General features: G+C 73.2%; 14 protein-coding genes. All 14 read right to left on the bottom strand.

What is annotated here, in order from left to right:
• Nucleotides 1-4: 4 nt before the first annotated feature.
• The 14 genes from IEW07_RS16570 to IEW07_RS16505 all read right to left on the bottom strand — a co-directional run bounded on the left by IEW07_RS16570 (nt 5) and on the right by IEW07_RS16505 (nt 17,435).
• The gene (locus IEW07_RS16570) at nt 5-412 is read right to left on the bottom strand and encodes a GPW/gp25 family protein (protein ID WP_188539261.1); all 408 of its coding nucleotides are present in this window, start codon (nt 410-412) and stop codon (nt 5-7) included.
• 41 nt (nt 413-453) lie between these two features.
• The gene (locus IEW07_RS16565; protein WP_188539260.1) at nt 454-2,286 is read right to left on the bottom strand and encodes a VgrG-related protein; all 1,833 of its coding nucleotides are present in this window, start codon (nt 2,284-2,286) and stop codon (nt 454-456) included.
• Nucleotides 2,283-3,083, bottom strand: a complete 801-nt coding sequence (locus IEW07_RS16560) for a CIS tube protein (protein WP_188539258.1) — start codon at nt 3,081-3,083, stop codon at nt 2,283-2,285. Before IEW07_RS16560 ends, IEW07_RS16565 begins: the two co-directional genes overlap by 4 nt.
• A gap of 28 nt (nt 3,084-3,111) precedes the next feature.
• The gene (locus tag IEW07_RS16555) at nt 3,112-3,564 is read right to left on the bottom strand and encodes a phage tail protein (RefSeq protein ID WP_188539256.1); all 453 of its coding nucleotides are present in this window, start codon (nt 3,562-3,564) and stop codon (nt 3,112-3,114) included.
• 10 nt (nt 3,565-3,574) lie between these two features.
• Nucleotides 3,575-3,967: an eisosome protein 1 gene (locus IEW07_RS16550; RefSeq protein ID WP_188539254.1), complete on the bottom strand. Its 393-nt coding sequence runs from the start codon at nt 3,965-3,967 to the stop codon at nt 3,575-3,577.
• Nucleotides 3,968-6,523: 2,556 nt separating this feature from the next.
• Complete coding sequence (locus IEW07_RS16545; protein WP_188539252.1) at nt 6,524-6,682, bottom strand: DUF6760 family protein; 159 nt, start codon at nt 6,680-6,682, stop codon at nt 6,524-6,526.
• Nucleotides 6,679-7,152 (bottom strand): hypothetical protein, encoded by a 474-nt coding sequence (locus tag IEW07_RS16540; RefSeq protein ID WP_229741921.1) that lies wholly within the window; start codon nt 7,150-7,152, stop codon nt 6,679-6,681. The genes IEW07_RS16545 and IEW07_RS16540 overlap by 4 nt, the downstream gene beginning before the upstream one ends.
• Nucleotides 7,152-7,595 (bottom strand): phage tail protein, encoded by a 444-nt coding sequence (locus tag IEW07_RS16535; RefSeq protein ID WP_188539250.1) that lies wholly within the window; start codon nt 7,593-7,595, stop codon nt 7,152-7,154. Before IEW07_RS16535 ends, IEW07_RS16540 begins: the two co-directional genes overlap by 1 nt.
• 22 nt (nt 7,596-7,617) lie before the next feature.
• Nucleotides 7,618-9,183 carry a phage tail sheath family protein gene (locus tag IEW07_RS16530; RefSeq protein ID WP_188539248.1) on the bottom strand — a complete coding sequence of 522 codons (1,566 nt, stop codon included), beginning with the start codon at nt 9,181-9,183 and terminating at the stop codon, nt 7,618-7,620.
• A 271-nt stretch (nt 9,184-9,454) separates the two neighbouring features.
• Nucleotides 9,455-12,025 carry a hypothetical protein gene (locus IEW07_RS16525; RefSeq protein WP_188539246.1) on the bottom strand — a complete coding sequence of 857 codons (2,571 nt, stop codon included), beginning with the start codon at nt 12,023-12,025 and terminating at the stop codon, nt 9,455-9,457.
• Between the two features lie 321 nt (nt 12,026-12,346).
• Complete coding sequence (locus IEW07_RS16520) at nt 12,347-13,108, bottom strand: eCIS core domain-containing protein (RefSeq protein ID WP_188539245.1); 762 nt, start codon at nt 13,106-13,108, stop codon at nt 12,347-12,349.
• Between the two features lie 116 nt (nt 13,109-13,224).
• Nucleotides 13,225-14,691, bottom strand: coding sequence for a M15 family metallopeptidase (locus IEW07_RS21475; protein ID WP_188539243.1), 1,467 nt, complete (start codon nt 14,689-14,691; stop codon nt 13,225-13,227).
• Nucleotides 14,692-14,703: 12 nt separating this feature from the next.
• Nucleotides 14,704-16,782 (bottom strand): ATP-binding protein, encoded by a 2,079-nt coding sequence (locus tag IEW07_RS16510; protein ID WP_188539241.1) that lies wholly within the window; start codon nt 16,780-16,782, stop codon nt 14,704-14,706.
• On the bottom strand, nt 16,779-17,435 hold the full coding sequence (locus IEW07_RS16505; protein ID WP_188539239.1) for a Pvc16 family protein: 657 nt from the start codon (nt 17,433-17,435) through the stop codon (nt 16,779-16,781). The genes IEW07_RS16510 and IEW07_RS16505 overlap by 4 nt, the downstream gene beginning before the upstream one ends.
• Nucleotides 17,436-17,756 lie beyond the last annotated feature (321 nt).

The raw sequence follows: 17,756 nt of genomic DNA, 5'->3' as shown, positions 1-17,756 counted from the left end.
CGGATCACGTCTCCTGGTCGTGGCGGGGGATCGTGTAGAAGGGGAAGACCAGGTTGCGCGGGTCGTTGGTGCCCCGCACGGTGTACTGCACCTCGATGAGCAGGACCCCGTCCGTGGCGGTGTCCAGGTGCACCAGGACGTCCTCCAGACCGATCCTCGGCTCCCACCGGTCGAGAGCCACGCGCACGGCGAAGGCGATGTCCCCGGCGGTGGCCGCGTCCGCCGGGGCGAACACGTAGTCGTGCACGGCGCAGCCGAACTCGGGGCGCATCGGCCGCTCGCCGGGGGAGGTGGCCAGGATGAGGTAGATGCTCTCCTCGATCTCCCGGATCTCCCGCACCAGGGCGACGCCGCCCGTGCGGTCCGTGCGCACCGGGAAGGCCCACCCGGAGCCGATGAACTCCTGTCCCACCGTCCTGCCTCCTTCCCGTGGTGCGGCCCCTCCGGCCGCACCTAGTTGATGCGGACCAGCCCGCCCCTGATGGTGGTGGTGGCGGAGCCCGAGAGCTCGGCCGTGGCGGTGGCGTCCACCTTCACGCTCGCGCCCTTCAGCTCGGCCGTGGTCCGGCCCTCCACGGACACCGTGGCGCCCTTGAGCGCGAGCGCGGAGGCGGCCTCGACCGTCACGTTCCTGCCCTTGACGGTGATGTCCCCGGTGGTCGTGGTGACGTCGACCCTGTCCTTGGCCGTCACGGTCACCGGGCCCTCCGAGAGGATCTCGACGCCGGCCTCCCCCTTCTGGACGAGGGAGATCTTCTGTCTGCCGCCGTGGGTGCTCAGCGTCAGCCGCTCCTCCCCGGGGGTCTCCACGAACTCGACGAGCATCCCGGTGCGGGAGACGAAGGCGCGCCGCTCGATCGCCCCGTCGGTGGAGCCGACGTGCGCGGACCACGGCTGGTCGGGGGTGTCCTGGCCGTTGTAGAGCCCCCCGAGGACGAAGGGCTGCTGGAAGCTGCCCTGGCCGAAGGCGACGAGCACCTCGTCGCCGACCTCGGGCAGGACCACCGCGCCGCGGGCGGGTCCGGCCCCGAGCTGCACGGTCCGCACCCATCCGCTCTCGTAGGTGTCGGAGAGCAGGGGGAACTTGAGCTTGACCCGTCCCTGGTTCTCGGGGTCCTGCGCCGCGGTCACCACCGCGTTGAGCACCCCGGGGAACCCGGCGGCGCGGGCTGAGCCCGTGGCGGCCCCGGCGGCGACGCCGTAGAAGGAGCGCTCCGAGGCGTGGCTGACGGTGAAGGACGTCTGATAGCCGCCCTCGGGGCTGAACTCGTGGCGCGAGGAGCTGAGGGTGTAGCGGCCCTCGAACGGCTTGCCGACGCCCACCAGGGAGACGGCCGCCCCGGAGCGCAGCCGGGGGTTGCCCCGCGCCACGCCGTCGAGCTCGGCGAAGCCACCGGCCACGTGGCTCGCCAGGGCGGCGGCCGCGCTCTCGCACTGGGCCGGCTGGTCGAAGACCGTGGCCGGGGCGACGTAGCGGGGACTGCCGAACTGCTTGGCCAGGTCCGCGGGCCGGACGTCGGGGAGCACCGCGCTGGTGGTCTCGGCGGGGGCGACGGCCACGATCTCGCGCTTGCCGTCCACGTCCCAGCCCCGCACCTCGACGTCGGGCACCTGGTCCGCGGAGGTCACCGTGCCGCGCAGCACCAGGAGGTTGACGCCCTTCTCGACGACCAAGGGGTCCTGCCGCGCACCGCTCTCCCCGCTCGGCGCGGTCGAGGAGTCGGTGGCGGCCGTGAAGTGCAGGGCGCCGTCGGAGACGTTGAGCAGCGCCCCCGCGTCCTGGGCCAGACGCCGGAGGAAGTCCCAGTCGTTGACCGCGTCCTGGGCCACGTGCTCGAGGACGGGGCCCCGGGCGTCGATCCTGCCCGCTCTCAGCCCGGCCCGGGTGGCGACCTTCCGCGCGATGTCCGCCGCGGTGCTCTGCAGGTAGGCCTCCACCCGTCGGCCGCGGAAGAGCCGGTGCGAGTGGTCCAGGCCGCGCACCACCGTGTAGGCGCCGTCGCTGCCGAGCTCGGTCTCGAGGGCGGTCACCTCGCCCGAGAGCAGGGGCGTGGGGCCGGAGGGGCCGCTCGTCTGGACGGAGAGCCTCACGGGGTCGCCGATCCGGACGGAGGTCTTCTCGAGGAACGTGGCGTTCGCGTCGCTGTAGCGCAGCACGAACAGGTCCGGGACGTTGGCGCTGTCGTCCACGTAACCGGCCAGGAACAGCGCCGCGAGATCGGGCGGCAGCGCCTTGCCCTTGATCTCGACCAGCAGCGTGCTGCTGTACTCCTCACCGAAGGTCATCCTCCGCCCCCCTCCGCGGTGCGCCGGCCCCCGGGGGGGCGGAGCACCTCGTCCGTGGTGGGCAGCAGCACGGTGCTTCCCGGCCGCAGGCGCATGGGGTCGTCGAGCCGGTTCAGCTCGGCCACCGCGCGCCACAGGGCGGGGTTGCCGTACTCGGCGTAGGCGATGGCGGCGAGGGTGTCGCCGTCGACGACCGTGTGGGCCTTGCGGGGCACGAGTCCGCCCGAGGTGGGGTTCTGCCCCGGGGGCTCCCCCTTGATCTCCTCGAGGGTGACGGTGCACGTGGCCCGGATCGGGAGCCCGGCGGCCGTGAACAGGGTGTACTTGGCCTGCACGCTGCTGATGTACGCCACGAACCCGGTCAGGCTGCCCCAGCGGAACAGCACCCAGGGGGGAGAGCTCTTCTTCCGCTGGTGGGAGTCCGTGGTCGGCACGCAGCAGGTGAACAGCTGCTCCACCCGCTTGACCACGCTGTCGTTGCGGGTCGCGGACGCGTCGAAGAACATCTCCAGCGTGAGCTTCGAGGGCTGGGGTCCCTTGTACTGCGGGGTGCTGTTCTTCTTGCCCTTGCCGGTGTCCGGCTGCCAGGAGGCCGACTTCGCCAGCGTCAGCTCCTTGGGGTTGAACTGGAACTCGATCTTGCCCATCGACGGCCCGGGCTTGTCGAGGGACCCGTCCTTGGACGGCTCGAAGAGCTGCAGGTAGGCGTGCTCCAGTTTCGGGGCGAACGCGTCGCGGCGCCCCTTGCCGGCGGACGGCGTGGCCGTGGCGCTCATCGCCTCGGGCGAGGAAGACATGCTGTTCGCCTCCTTGGGAAGCTGGTCGTCAGTTCTGGCCCGTCGGGCCGGCCGCGAAGCCGTGGTGGGCGATCTCCAGGGTCTCCACGAGGACCTTGGGCTGATCCGGGTTGAAGGAGGGGCCTTTCCACCGCACGGGCACGACGTCGTGGAGCTGCCACGACGCGATCGTCACCCCTTTGGCGTTCCTCGCCTCGATGAGGCCGGTGCACCGGTCGTATCCGGTCGCCAGCGCCGCGAACCAGGACGCGATCTTCGCCGTATCGGGTCCCAGGGGCCGGGTGAGGGTGATGTTGGGGTACTTGAGCCTGCTCGGGAGCTGCCAGACGAAGTCGTTGTTGCCGCCCTCCTCGCGGGTCTCCATCACGACCTCGCACCCGAGGCCTTCGCAGGTGCTGAAGGATCCCAGGCTCTGTTCGTCGAGCGTGACCACGTACTGCACGTTGACCGCGGTGTCCACGGCTTCCAGGACCTTGTCCATCTCCGTCTCCTCAGCTCACGTCGGTCCGCAGACCGCGGCGCTCGCGGTCCAGGAGCATGTCGGCCTTGATCCGCCGCACGATCGGCGCGACGAGCCGCTGGGCGAGCTCGTCGATCTGTTCCGGGCTCATCCCCGTGCCGCCCGGGGGCCCGGGCACGGCGCCGGGTCCGGCCGGAACGGTCGTCGAACGGCTGTCCTGGGCGGCGACGGCGGCCTCGCGCTGGACGGCCGTCGTGCTGCCGTCCGGAGGGACGGATCCGGGGGCGGTCGTCGCGCTGATCGCGGTCTCCTGCCGCTGCACGGACTCCTGCGCGGACTCCTGCATGGACTCCCACAAGCCGGGGGAGGAAGCAGGGGAGGGGACCGTCCCGGACGGTTCCCGGGCCGGAAGGGCGAGGCGCATGGTCACAGGCTCCCCGCCCACCGGCGAGGTCCGGTCCCGCGCGAGGGACGGCGCCCCCGCATCGTGGTGCGGCCCGCCCCGGGGGACGACGGCGCCGGGCGGCGTCGTCCGCAGGCGCGGCACAGCATCCTGTGCCGCCGGGGGGCCGTTCGGTGCCGAGGTCCCGGTGGCACGCTGGACCACGCTGATGGACGAAGGCCCGGCCGGCGAAGTGCCGAGCGGTGGAGGGAGATGTCCGGACCGGAGCGACGCCCGGCCGGCCCCTCCCGCCGGAATCGTGACCGGAATCGCGGCCGGGACCGCTGCCGGAACCGCCGCTGCGGTCGGGACGGTTCTCTGCGCCGCTCCGCCCTGTCCGGGGCGGAGGCCGGCATCGGCTCGGCCCTCCGCGTCGAGGACGGCGGCTGGGCCGCTCCGGCGGGGCAGTTCGGTCGTGGTGGTCCGGGCTCCCGGTTCCCAGGACGCGTCGGCTGCCTCCGGGCCGCCGCCCTCCTGCGCGCTCTCCCGCTGCACGCTCTCCCGCTGCGCAGCGAACGACGAGAGCACCGGCGCCGGCGCCGACGGCGGGCCGGCGGATCCCGGTACGGGATCCGTGGGCGTGTCCGGGGCGGGGACAGGGCGGGCCGATGGCCCCGAGGCCGGACGCACCCCGGCGGCCGGCGCCAGGGCACCCCCATCGGTCGAGCGGGAGACCACGGGCAGCTCCGTCGGAGGGCGCAACCCGGGCGGAGGGACGGGACGGGTGGCCGGCATCCGCTGGACCGGGCCCGGAACCCCGTGCTGGGAGCCGGCACCCTCCGGACCCGCGCCGGCCGGCTCCGGACCCGCGCCGGCCGCCTCGGACCCCGTCGGGGTCGGGCGGCGGGCGGGTCCTCCGCCCGCGGAACCGCCGTCGCCCCCCGTGGTGGCCGCGACTCCCGGTGATGCGGTCGCCCGGGAGACCACCGGCAGGTCTGCGGGGTGGGGGGCTGCCGGGGAACGGTCCGTCACCGGACTGCCCGGCGACGACGCCGGTTCCGGCCCGCCGGCCGGATGGTCCGGAGCCACGGACCGGTCGTCCTCGGCGACGGGCTGCGGGCGGGACCCGGTCGTGTCGCTCTCCGGTGCGCGCTGCTCGGCTCCGACCGCCGTGGAGGTCCGCGCCGCCGGCCCCGGCGCTGCTCCGTCCGCTGCGGTCCGCCCTGTTGCGGTCCGCTGCGGGGAGGCATCGCTCGTGACCCCCGAGCGGGCAACCACGGGGAGGGACTCTGCGGGGCCGCGGTCGGGGGACTGCCTGCCCGCGGAGCGGGGAGGATCGGGGAACCGGGTGTGGGCGGGGAGGTGTGGCACGGCCTGCGACGCCGCGGCCTGCGACGCCGCTGTCGGCGTGGCCCGGTCCGGCTCCGCCGACCGCGACACCACGGAGCCGGGGGAGACCGCGATCCCGGCCCGGGGAGCCGCCGGTGAGGACGGCGCAGGCGCGGCGGGCGACGAGGGGCCCGGTGCCCGCGACGTCGTCCCCTCGGCTGCGCGGGCGGACCGCGCGGCAGCAGGCTGCCGCCCGTGCTCCTCCGGCGGACCGGGGAGCTCCCGGGCCCGCTGAAGCGCCGTGGTGGGCGCCGCGCCGGTTCCGGGGACGGCCGACGGGCGAGCGGCCTCCGGCCACGGGCGCCCCAGCCCCAGCTTCCGCGAGGACGAGGGGAGCGGCGCGGGTGGGGGAGTCCTCGGCGGGGTCCCGGTGTCCGTGGCCGGCGTGCTGCGCCGGCCGGCCGGCCGGACGGGCAGCGGAACGGACGTGGCCGAGCCGTCGAAGGCGCTGCCCGCGCCGCTCCCGGGCCGATCCGCCGTCTGCCGCTGCAGCGGCGCGGAAGGAGGGGGAACGGCAGGTCCCGACGCGGCGGACGCACCGCCGCCAGCGGCTGCCGGGGAGGCCGTGCCGTCGGACGTGCCGATCCCGGGGGCCGGTCTCTCGGGCGCTGACGTCCCGGGTGCGGGATCGGCGGGGACGTCGTCCTGGCCGTCCGGCGACGCATCGGGGCTGTCGTCCGCGTCGGGGAGCGCAGGGAGCTCCAGCACTCCGAAGCCGCCCTCGGGGACGGTGGTCAGGGATCCTCCCTCCGCCGGGGCGCCGGCGGTGAGGCGCTGCACCGGTGCGGCCGCACCGCCCCGGGCACTCCGGGCGCCCCCAGGGGTCGGAGCACGGAGCAGCGTCATCTCCCCGGGCGCGCTCGCCGCTCCCGTGTGCCCGGGAAGCGGATCGGCGTCCGGACCGTCGAGGTCGATGACGCCCTTCGGAGCGTCCGCGCTGACCAGGTGGGACATCGTCCCGGTGAACGACGGGTTGGTCCGGGTGGGGAGCCGGTCCGTGAAACGGTGGGGCGCCGTCGTGGTCTCGAGCTCCCCCAGGGTCCGCTGGAGGGGAGGCAGGAACGCCCAGCCGGCCGGGGAGGGGGGTGGTCCGGCCTGCGCACGCGGTGGCGTCACGGCGGGCGTCGCGGAGGTCGTCCCAGCACGCACCCCGGCGGGCGTCCCGGGCGCGGGATCCGGCGCCTTCCGCTGCCACGGCCAGCGCACGGCTCAGCGCTCCTCGCTCAGCCGGCGGTTGATGCCGGCGATCTCCCGCACGTAGCGCAGGCGCTGGCCGTGCTCGAGGTCCAGGATGTCGTCGAGCCCCCAGTGGAAGTGGTACGCCACGTACGCGACCTCCTCGTAGATCCGATCGGCCGCGTACGTCATGATTCCCCCAGGCGCCCACCGGCGAGGTCGGCCGTGAAGCGGTGCGAGCACTCCGGGCAGGTCACCGCAATCCGGGTGTGGCCCTCCGCGTTGATCCGCCGGTAGAAGTCCTGCAGGAACGCCACGTCCGAGGCGAACATGTTCTCCACGACGTTGGACGTGATCGATCCCAGCGTCCCCAGGGCGGTGATGACCCGGCTGAGCAGGACCACCGTGGTGAAGGCGGGGTTCTCCTGCACCCGGGCGTCGTAGAGCGGGAGCAGCTCGTCGCGGGCGGTGGCCAGGCGCATGACCCCGGCGCGGTGGACCGTCCCGTCCGGATCCACGTAGCCGCGCGGCAGGTCGAAGGCGAACTCGGTCCGCAGGGCGGGCTGCTCCGCCTGCTGCCGTGCCGCCGACCGCTCGCCGGCGGGGGCACCGGCGTGCTCGGGCACCGGCACCACGGCCGGGCCTCCGTGGTTGCGCTGCATCACTCGACCGTCGACTCGTCGTAGCAGATCACGAACTTCTCCGTGGTCTGCTCCGTGGCGCCGGCCTTCAAGGAGTTGACCTCCACGCTGCGCACCCAGCAGTTGACGAAGTTGTAGGTCTTGACGGTCTCGCCCTTGTAGTCGAGGAGAGCGACGGCGGCGGTCTTGCGGGCACCGGCCACGTCCCCCTCCATGACGGTCTTGAGCCAGTCCGTCACGGTCTTGCTCTCGGTCAGGCCCCGGGTGACGGTGATCTCCCCGGCCTTGGGGCGGCCGATGAGCTGGCGGACGATGTACTTGCCGTCCTTCGTCTGCTGCTTCAGCTCGATCTTGTCCACCTCGTGCTTGAGGCCGCTCACCTCGATCACGCGCGGCACCTCGATGCCGTCGATGGTGACCGTGAAGCCGTTGGCGGGGGCGTTGTCGAACTCTTCGAGTGCCATGGTCCTGGTCCTTTCCGGACGATCATTCGTTCACGAGGCTGGTGCCGCCGGAGAACTGCGACAGCTGGAAGACGACGAACTCGGCGGGCTTCACCGGGGCCACCCCGACCTGGCAGACCACCTGCCCCGCGTCGATGCCCTCCGCGGGATTGGTCTCGGCGTCGCACTTCACGAAGAACGCCTCTCCGGGGGTGGCGCCGAACAGGGCGCCCTTGCGCCACTCGTTCGTCAGGAAGGCGCTGACGGTGCGGCGGATGCGCGCCCACAGCGCCGGGTCGTTGGGCTCGAAGACCGCCCACTGGGTGCCCTGGAGGATGGACTCCTCCAGGTAGTTGAACAGCCGCCGGACGTTCACGTAGCGCCACGCGGCGTCGCTCGAGAGCGTGCGGGCGCCCCAGACCCGGATCCCGCGGCCGGGGAACGAGCGGACGCAGTTCACCCCGATGGGGTTGAGCAGCTCCTGCTCCGCGCTCGTGATGTTCGTCTCCAGGCTCGTCACCCCGCGGATCACCTCGTTCGCCGGTGCCTTGTGCACGCCGCGCGTGTCGTCGTTGCGGGCCCAGACGCCCGCGATGTGCCCCGACGGCGGGACGAAGCGGTGGACCCCCTCGGACGGGTCGAGGACCTTCAGGCGCGGCCAGTAGAGGGCCGCGTACTTCGAGTCGTAGCCGGCGTCGTCGACGCGCCACTCCTTGATCTGCTGCGCGTTCAGGTCGGGCGGCGGGTCGATGATGGCCATCCGGTCGCCCATCAGCTCGCAGTGGGCGATCAGCGCCAGCTGCACGGCCTTGAGGGTCTCCCCGTCGATCGCGCCCTGCTCGTACGCGGCGATCAGGTCCGGGACGGCGACCATGGTGACCTCGTCCACGGCCTCGAGGCCGCTGAAGCCGGTCCGGTCCGCGGCGTCGCCCACGTAGGCGTCCGCGCTGAGGGTGTCGGTCGAGGGCGGCTCCGGCTCGGGCTCCTGGGCCTGCAGCTGCACGGTGCCCTTGTCGGGCTTGGCCAGGGCGCTGCCGGTCGTGGTCTCCTCGATGGTCACGAGCTTCGACTCCGCGCTCACCTTCGTGGCCACGTTGTTGGGACCCTTCTTGGTGGTCACGTTGTCGAAGACCTCGGGCTGGCGGCCTTCGACGGTGATGGTGATCTTGAACTGGTCCTCGGAGGGGTTCTCCCCGCCGGGGGCGTCGAACTCGACCGTCACGGGCTTGGGGTTGGCCGCCGTGGACTTCGCGATGATGCGGTAGCCGCCCACCTCGGCCATGGGAGGGCCGGCCACGGCCTTGGGCTGCCTGGCCTTCGAGCGGTGTCCGTCCCCGTCGGCGCCGTCGGCCCCGATCCGGACGATGTAGCAGTTGCCGCCGCCGTTGAGGAAGTAGCCGTACACCGAGTGGGCCAGGTAGGAACCGGGCACGAAGTCGCCGAAGGTCTCGGCGAACTGGGTCCAGTTGGACACCAGGGTGGGCTCGTTGACGGGGCCTCTGGCGGCCAGGCCCACGAACGCGGCGACCGCTGTGCCGACGCCCTCGATCGGGCGCGTGCCCGCCTCGACCTCCTGGACGTAGACGCCGGGCGAAAGATAGGTAGGCATCGTGTCTCTCCTCGGAAGGGTCCGGATCGTGGTTCAAGGGTCGGACCGGGGGAGCGGATGCCGAGAGGCTTCGGGGCCGCGTGTTGGGGTAGGAGAGAGTGCACGAAGGGGCACTGCGGGGTCTGCAATCGTTCACCCGCAGCCCCGCCCTGCTGCCCTGCAGCTCCCTGTCACGCAAGGAACCCGGGGGCTGAAGGCAGCCGGACACTCAGAGGTCCGGATCTGACGTCTGACATGTTCGACCTCCCCACCCAGCGGGGGCCGTGGCTCGTCAGACAGCGCCTTGCCCGCGTAGCTGGGTGGCCGTGCCGCTTCCTCTGAAGAAGCGCGCCCCGCCCTTGGGGCCGCCGGGCCAGAGGTAGACAACCGTCCCGCCGAACGTGTCGACCGCCTTCTGCATCCGTGCCAGGCAGAAGCGGCAGGGGGCGTATCTGCCGTTGATGTACATCGTCTCGCCCGGGTGGATGCCCAGCTCGCGCAGCGCCTTGGCTTCTGTATGGCTGCGGGTGTTGGCTTCGTTGAAGCCGTGTTCGGCGACGTCGAGGTCTTTGACTCCGCCGCTGGTGAAGCGGTCACTCCGCAGGCGTTTGCCGGCCTTGCCGTTCACCCAGACCTCTGCCTCGTGGGGCATGCGGTAATCGCGCTCCATCCACTTGACGTCCTCGGCCAGCAGGTGTTTGCGCCTGATCTCCTCGCTGAGCAACGGATCGCGACGGTGCCGGCGCTCCAGCGGCTTCTTCCTGGCCTTCTTCATCGTCTCGACGGCCTGGTCCTCCAGCCGCTTCAAGTCATCGAGCACCCATTTCGGCTGGTCCCGGTAGAGCTCCCTGAGCTCGTGCGCGGATGCGGCGTTCTTCATGGCGCCGGCGCGCAGCTGCTCCGCCTGCTGGCGGACGCCCTCGACCCGTCGATCGTTCGCCGCCTTCAGCCGTGCAGCCCGCAGTTCGAGGTCGTGCACAGCGGCGGCTTTGCTCGGGCCGCGCTTCATTCCTCTGATGCGACTCCACTCCTGAGCCAGCGCCGGGTCGGCGATGAACTCGCGCTCGTAGCGGACGTTCTGTCGCCTCAGGGTCTCGGCATTGACCTTCTCGGCCTCCAGCACCGCCACCTCCGCCTTGGCGGCAGCCCCGGCGGGCTTGCCCCGTGCGGCCACCCGTTCGGCCTCGGCGACCTCGGCGGCTACTCCTGGGTGGGTGATCGCTTCACCCACCGCGTCCTTCAGATCCGGGCACAGCTGACAGACCACGATCCGATCGCCGGTGACGTGGACTTCGCTGTGGCCGCCGGCGACGACCTTCGACGCCTCCGGGGCCTTCGGCGGTCCAGCGGGCGGGGCATGGGCCTTCGCGGATTGCGCCGGCTCGACATCGGCCGGGTGTCGGGTGGGTTCACCGGTCGCCGCCTTCTTCGCCGCACCCGCCTCCGCCTTGGCGATCTCAGCGGTTTCGGCCTGTTTGACCCCGTCCAGCCACGCCTCGGTCTTCTGCTGCGCCTGCGCGATCGTGTTGCGCTCGGCCGCGGAGAGCCCGGTAGGAGCTTCCGCTCGCCAGCGGCGGAGAGCCGGGGCCACTTTGGCCTGCACCGCACGGAGCCCGTCCACCCCGAGCCGCCCCCAGCCGTAGAGGCCGGCAATGCCCTCGGCCATGTCCCACGCTGCGAGGAAGCTCCGTCCACCGCTCGTCCTGGCGATGTCCTTGCGGTAGGTGTTGACGAATATCGATCCCGCACTGATCGCGAACGCCACGGTGTCGGCCCAGCCGAGGATCCCGGCCCCACCGACCCCACCCAGTCCGGCCGTGGCGCCCAGGAAGGTGATCGTCGTCACCTTGCCGATGAAGTCCACTTGCTGCTGGTTGAAGAAGTCGATCAGCTTGATGGCGGGGATGGGGAGGATGACTCCGTCCTGGTCGAAAAGCTGGACCATCACTACTTCGTCGGGCTGGAGGATCATCCCGGTGAAGACTTTGTCGTCGCCGAATCGCCGGCCGAGGGTGTTGAGCGCCTGCTTGAACCGGGGCTGCCGGGCACCCGTCTTCGTGTCGTAGTAGACCATGACGGTGCCGTCGGATTGCAGGTGGGCGACGATCGTGGCCGTGGAACCCCACCCGGTGGCGAGGGGGAAGATCGTCGGGTTTTCCAGGGCCTCGCCCGCGCCGCCGTGGCCGCTGCTGCTGATCCGCGCCGCCAGGATGCGGTCTCCCTGCAGGCGTTCGAAGGCGGTGACGGAACCGGTGATGATGGCGTCGTAGCAGACGTCGAGCATGGTGCGGCCCGCTGCTGCCCGGGCTGCTGCCTCGAGCTGCGGCGTGGTGAGCAGCTCGATCAGATGCGCCGCGATGTTGTCCTCGACGTTGGCGGGGGCGTCCTGGATCTTCTTGGTGATCGCGTCATATCGCTGAACCGCTATCAGATCGCTCATGGAGTGCGCCAGCTTCATCGCCTGCTGGTCCACCGCCAGCTCGGTGACCGAGTCCTCGGCTCGGTGCCGGAGCTTGGCGATCCGGGTCGTTTCCTTCGCCTGTTGCTCCGGGGTGATCGTCCTGCCCTTGGCGCTGAGGATCCGGTTGGCCTGCAGCGTTTCGAAGGAGGTCACGTGGCCGGTGAGCATCGCCTCGGTGAGGAGGTCGAGCATGGCCCGCCCTGCCGGTGTCGCGGCGTACTCCTCCAGCTGGTTGGTGTTCTGCAACTGGGTGAAGTCAGCGGCGACGTTGTCCTGGATGTCGGAGTCCACCCGGGCGAAGATGCTGCGGATGTGCGCGTAGGGGGACGCGTGGCCAGCGGCGTATGCGGCGAGGTCCTTGGCGATGTAGGCCGCCAGATCTTCGTCGGCTGATCGTTGCATGGTGAACGACTCGTCCGTGACCGGTGCGGCCAGGTTCTTCCCGTCATGCACTGCGTGGTCGGCCGGTTCCGGGCCCGAGCCGTCGCACGAGGTCGGCCCACAACGCTGGAGGGGAACCAGCCCCGGGGGCTGCAGCTTTCGCGGCTGTACCTGGGCCAGGTGCTGGACCACTGCGGCGTTGCCGGCGCTGCGCTGCAGGGCGTGAAGCCTGGCGGAGGAACTCCGGCGCGGGGTTGCGGGACGGTTCCGGTCGCCCAGCAGCGGGTCCTGCCCGGGGCTCGTTCTCGTGGGTGAGGGACATGGGAGCGGCCGGCCCGGGCTTCAGGCCTGCTCTTCCTCCTCGTCGCCCTCGGCCCGCTGGACGACGTCGCGCTGGGCCGTGGCGCCCTCCGTGAAGGACCCCTGGGCGGTCTCCTCTTCCTCCTCCTCGCCCTCGGCCCGCTGGACGGGCAGCGCGGCATCGTCGGCCGCCGCCCGTTGCACGGCGGCAGGCGCCGGCGTCACGGGGGCCGGGCCGGACATGACCCGCTCCGCGTTGGCGGCGGCCTCCCGCTCGAAGCGGTCCGAGGGATCGCTGACGCGGATGCCCGAGCCCGTCGGGGTGCCGTCCACCGGGCCGGAGCGCTGCTGGACCACGTGGGTGAGCTCGTGGGCGAGCATCGTGCGCCCGGCGGCCGAGTCCGGGTCGTACTTGTCCCGCTGGAAGACGACATCGGAGCCCACCGTGTAGGCGTGGGCGTTCACGGACGCCGCGGACCGGCTCGCGGAGTCGTCGGTGTGCACCCGCACGTCCGAGAAGTCGTGGCCCAGCCGCGCCTCCATGTCCGTGCGGACGGGCTCCTCCAGCGGTCGCCCGCCGGAGGAGACGACGTCCAGCACCGGGGAGCGCTCCTCCTCCGCCAGCCGCTGCACGCCGGTGTTGCCGACCGCCCGTTGCATGGCGAGCATGCCGGCGGGGCCGACGACGTCGGTGCGCCCGGCCGCCGCGGCCCGCCACAGCTGCGGCTGGGCGTTCTCCTCGACGCGGTCCGCCCGCGGCCGCAGGCTCTCGCCGTCGTCGTGGTCATGGTCGTGGATGTGCATGACGAGTCCCTTCCTCTCGGGCCTTGCGGCCACCATGCGCCCGGGCCGGAGGCCCTGCAAGCGGTTGCCCGGCCGCCGCAGGGGCAGCGGAGACTGCCCCGAAGGGCAGCCATGGTTCACAGGTCGAAGTGCATGAAGTCCTTGGCACCCTTCCAGTTGCCGCCCCACCGCAGCCCTGCGCCGGTCAGGGCCTCCACGACCTCCTGCGGGAGGTTGAGGATCCCCCCGGCGCCGTACGTGCGGAGGGGCTCGGCGTCGCGCGCCCTCCGCTTCTTCTCGAGGGCCGCCGTCTTCCGGGCGAGCTCGGTCCTCCTCCGCGTCAGCTCCTTCTGCAGGCCGGACCGCAGGCGGCGCTCCGCGCGGGCGCCGCGGTCGTCCCCCAGAACCCGGCTCTCCTGCTCGCTGCGCTGCGAGCGCGCGATCTGCGCCTCCAGGGCGGCGACCGCCGCCGGCAGGGCCGTCGTCCGGGCCTCCAGCCCGGCGACGGCGCTGTCGGTGGCCTCGTACTTCGCCAGGTGCGCCTCCAGCACGGCACGGTCCTTCGACGACGCGGTCGCCTCGGCGGTGCGTCTCTTCAGCACCGTGCCGTGCTGCTTCAGCTGCGCGTCGAGGCGTCGGAGCTCCGCGTCACGTTCCCCGATGGCGGCGGTGAGCTCGGCGGCCCGGGCGGTGTCGACGGACGACGCCCGGTGGCCGCGGGGGAGGCCCCTCAGCTCCTGGCGCAGCGCGGAGCGCGCGGTGGCGGCCGCCGCCCGGTCACCGCGCAGCCGGTCCCGCTCGGCCTTCGCCGCGTCCACCGCCGTCCTCCGCAGCGCCTCGACGGCCAGCAGCTGGAGGATCCGCAGGCGCAGGCCGGCCGGGTTGTAGAAGGCCCGGAAGGCGTCGCTGGCCCGTCTCATGGCGGCGTACCCCTGGCCCCCGGCCTCCAGGTCCGTGCCGCTGACCAGGCTGATGACGCGCCGCTGGGCCTTGCTGGTCAGGTGGGGGTTGCCGCCGGGGTCGAGGTCGACCGCGCGGCCGTCGGCGTGGTTGCTCCACCCGCCGGCGCTCGTGGTGCGGGCGTTGAGGGCCCACACCTTCGTCACCGGCGCCGTGCTGATGCCCCTGGCCCGGAGCGTGGCCTCGGCGGTGCGCAGGGCCGCGGCCAGGTCCCGGTGCGCGGGGGTGGAGAAGCCGTAGAACGTGGCGGTGGTGATGGACGTGGCCAGGTACGGCATCGGCCGGAGGATGCCGTGGGCCTTGTACAAGGGGGCGAGGACGTCGTAGCGCCGGCGGGGCGTCCCGGGAGGGCGGCCGGTGGCCCGGAAGTGCCGTTGCTGGGCCGGGTGGGCGGCCCAGTCCTGGGCCCACTGCTGGGCGTCCGTCAGGGCCTGGCGCTGGACCACCAGCTGGGCGGCGCGGTTTCCCACCTGCCGCTGCACCTGGGCCATCACCCGGGCGCGCGTCCCGCCGTCGGCCCCGCGCAGCCATGGGAGCAGACCCGTGGCGAGGGGCGGCTCCTCGGCCCGTCGCCCCGGTGCGGGACGCCGGAGGGGGCGCCGGGCGTCCCTGCGGTGGGTGCTGCTGCTGCGGGTGGCCTCCATCGTCCGCTCCGGTCAGGGACCGTGCGACGGCGCGTGCCGGGCAGCCGTCAGCGTGCTCCAGTAGGGACCGAACTCGCTCTCGAGGGTGAGCCGGCCGAGCTTGCGGTACTCCCGCTGCACCGCGGTGACCAGGTGCGTCATGGTCACCGGGGTGCCGTCCTCCGCGGCCAGGTAGGCGGCGGTCACCGCGGCGGAGCGGATGCCGCCGCCGGCGAGCTCGAAGGCCCGGCCCAGGAAGTCCAGGTCCAGGTCCGGGGCCCGCTCCATCAGCCGGCCCAGGCACCGGTCCCACAGCAGTGCACGGTGCTCCGGGTCGGGCAGGGGGAAGTCGACGATCACGTCGAGCCGGCGCGTGAAGGCCTCGTCGATGTTGGCCCGCAGGTTCGTGGCCAGCACCACCAGCCCGTCGAAGGTCTCCATCCGCTGGAGCAGGTAGGCGCTCTCGATGTTCGCGTAGCGGTCGTGCGCGTCCTTCACCTCGGAGCGGCGGCCGAAGACGGCGTCGGCCTCGTCGAAGAGGAGCACCCCGTTGACCCCGGAGGCGGCGGTGAAGATGCGCTCCAGGTTCTTCTCCGTCTCCCCGACGTACTTGTCCACGACGGTGGCGAGGTCGACGACGTACAGGTCCAGGCCCAGCTCCTTGGCCACCACCTCCGCCGACATCGTCTTTCCCGTCCCGGAGTCCCCGGCGAACAGCGCCGCCACGCCGTGGCCGCGCCCGGCTCCCGGCCGCATGGCCCAGTCGCCGAGCACCCGCTCGCGGTGCCGGGCCCGCATCGCCAGCTCCTGGAGGGACAGCAGGACCGGGTCCGGCAGCACCAGGTCCGCCCAGCCGACGGCGGGATCGACCCGGCGGGCGAGCCGGTCCAGGGCGGAGCCGTTCTCGGCCCGGGCGCCCGACTGCAGATGGGCACCGGTCAGCCGCCGGTCGGGGCCGAGCGCCGCCTGCGCCCGGGCGGCCCGCGCCGCCCGGGCGACCTGCTCCGGGCTCAGCCGGAACTGGGCCGTCGCCTGCCGGATCTCGGCACCGGGCAGGGCTCCCTCCAGGGCGTCCTGCCAGAGCCCGGACCGTTCGGCGGCGGTGCTCGCAGGGACGTCGACGACGACGGGCGGTCGCTCCGTCCACACGGGGTCCCAGGCGGTGTCCCCGAACAACAGGACGGGCTGGGGATCGGCGCGCAGCTCGCGCAGCAGAGCGGGGCGGTCGGCCACGGCCGTCACCGGCCCGGCCACGATCCCGGCCCGGCGCAGCCTCGCCTCCCGGACCGCGATCGCCACCAGGCCCGGGGCGTCGCGCTCTCCGGCCAGCCGGTCGAGGTCGAGGCCCACGACGTCGTGCCCCGCGGCCCGGAGAGCTTCCCCGGCCAGGATCCGCGCCGAGCCCGTCGCGGGCTCCCGCAGGTAGGCGAGGAGCACTCCGGAGCGCAGCGCCCGGCCCAGCGGCGCGGGGTCGCCCCACAGCACGTCCGGAGGATCGACGAGGACGGCCGTCAGCGCCGGGTCGGGGGTGTCGTCGCCGAGCAGGTGGCCGACCACGCGGTCCGGCACCCGCAGCGCGCGGCCGGGCAGGGGCCGGTCCGAGTCCTCCAGGGCCAGGAGGCAACCGGTGACCAGCGGCCCCGACAGCAGGCGGGCGCGGGCTCCGGCGGCGGACAGGGCGGCCCCGCACAGGGCGAGCGCGACGGCCGCCGAGGGCCGGCGGCGGGTGACGTCGTCGTTGAGGTAGCCGAACAGCTGCTCGAAGCGCGGGTCGAGGTCGGCCGCGAGGGCGACGAGCAGCAGGTCCACGTCGAGGTCCGAGAGCCCGACGACGGCGGCCAGCTCCCGCAGCCGCAGCCGCTGCCCGTCCCGCTCGGCGCGGTCGGCCGCCCGTTCGCACGCCTTGAGCCGGGGCGAGGCGACGGGCACGCCGGGGCGTTCCGGGGCGGCGGCCAGGATCCGGTCCACCGCCTCCTCGCTGAGGTACAGGCCCCGGAACGGGTCGTCCGGCTGCGGATCCTCCGCGCGGCGCTCGGCGACGAGCCGGCGGATGTGCTCCTCCACCACCCCGATCCGGCCGAGCAGGTGGGACAGGCTCGCGGAGCCGGTCACCGGGTCCTCCGCCGCGGTGCGGGGCGGGGCTCCTCGGCCGGTGGCCGGTGGACGCGGCGACCCGTGTCCCCAGCCCTCCCGGTCCGGTCCGCCATGTCCACCACGGTCCCCGCGGAGGCGGGCGGGGCGACCTCGTAGACGATCCCCGTCTCGACCGGGGCGATGACCACGATGTCCAGGGACGGCTTGAGCTCCCCGCCGAGGGCGGACCACACGTCCGCGAACGCCCGGTCCTCCGGTGGAGGCAGCCCCACGGTGATCGGCACGGGCATGCCCGGCTCCGCGAGCCGGCCGGTCACCAGGTTCTGGGGCAGCGCCTCGTAGCGCAGGAAGCACCGCAGCAGCTGGTCCAGCAGCAGGTGCTCGTCCTCGGGGCGATGGGTCCAGGCGGTCACCAGGTAGGAGAGCTTGAAGTGCCGGGGCGCCGGGCGGCGACGCCGGACCGTCCCGTCGTCGTCGCGCTCCTCGGACAGTCCGCGCTCGCGACGCCGGAGGTCCTCCCGGATGTCGTAGAGGTACAGGTTCACGGTGGGGGCGTTGCGGCGGGCTGCCCAGTCCTTCGTGGGGGCGTCGAAGAGCACCTCCACCTCGGCACCCTCGAGCGCCTGCGTGCGGACCAGGGTGCGCAGCGCGTCGTCCACCTGGGCGATCACGGCTCTGCCCTCCTCACCATGGTCTCGACTGTGGACCGCGAGGCACCCGGCGGCGACGGAGTCCGGACCGTCCTGGGGGAAGACGCCGGTGCCCCGACGGGCAGGTCCCGAGGAGGCCTTCGGGCAGAAGGCCGATCTCCCGGCCCAAGCGGCGGCGCGACCTCACCGTCGGCAGGAGGTTCGGCAGGAGGTTCGGCAGGAGGTTCGGCAGGAGGTGAGAAGGAGCTCCCGCTCGGCTCCGGCAGGTCAGGAGCCGCCGGCGGGCAGTCGGTGCGCGCTTCCGGGGCCTGGACCGCCGGGCAGTCCTCGGCCCCGGGGACG

Origin of the sequence: Kocuria dechangensis (assembly GCF_014636775.1) — a bacterium.
In the GTDB taxonomy this organism is placed as follows: Bacteria; Actinomycetota; Actinomycetes; order Actinomycetales; family Micrococcaceae; genus Kocuria; species Kocuria dechangensis.
The sequence above is the reverse complement of the archived record's forward strand: the minus strand, read 5'-3'. Positions and strand labels throughout refer to the sequence as shown.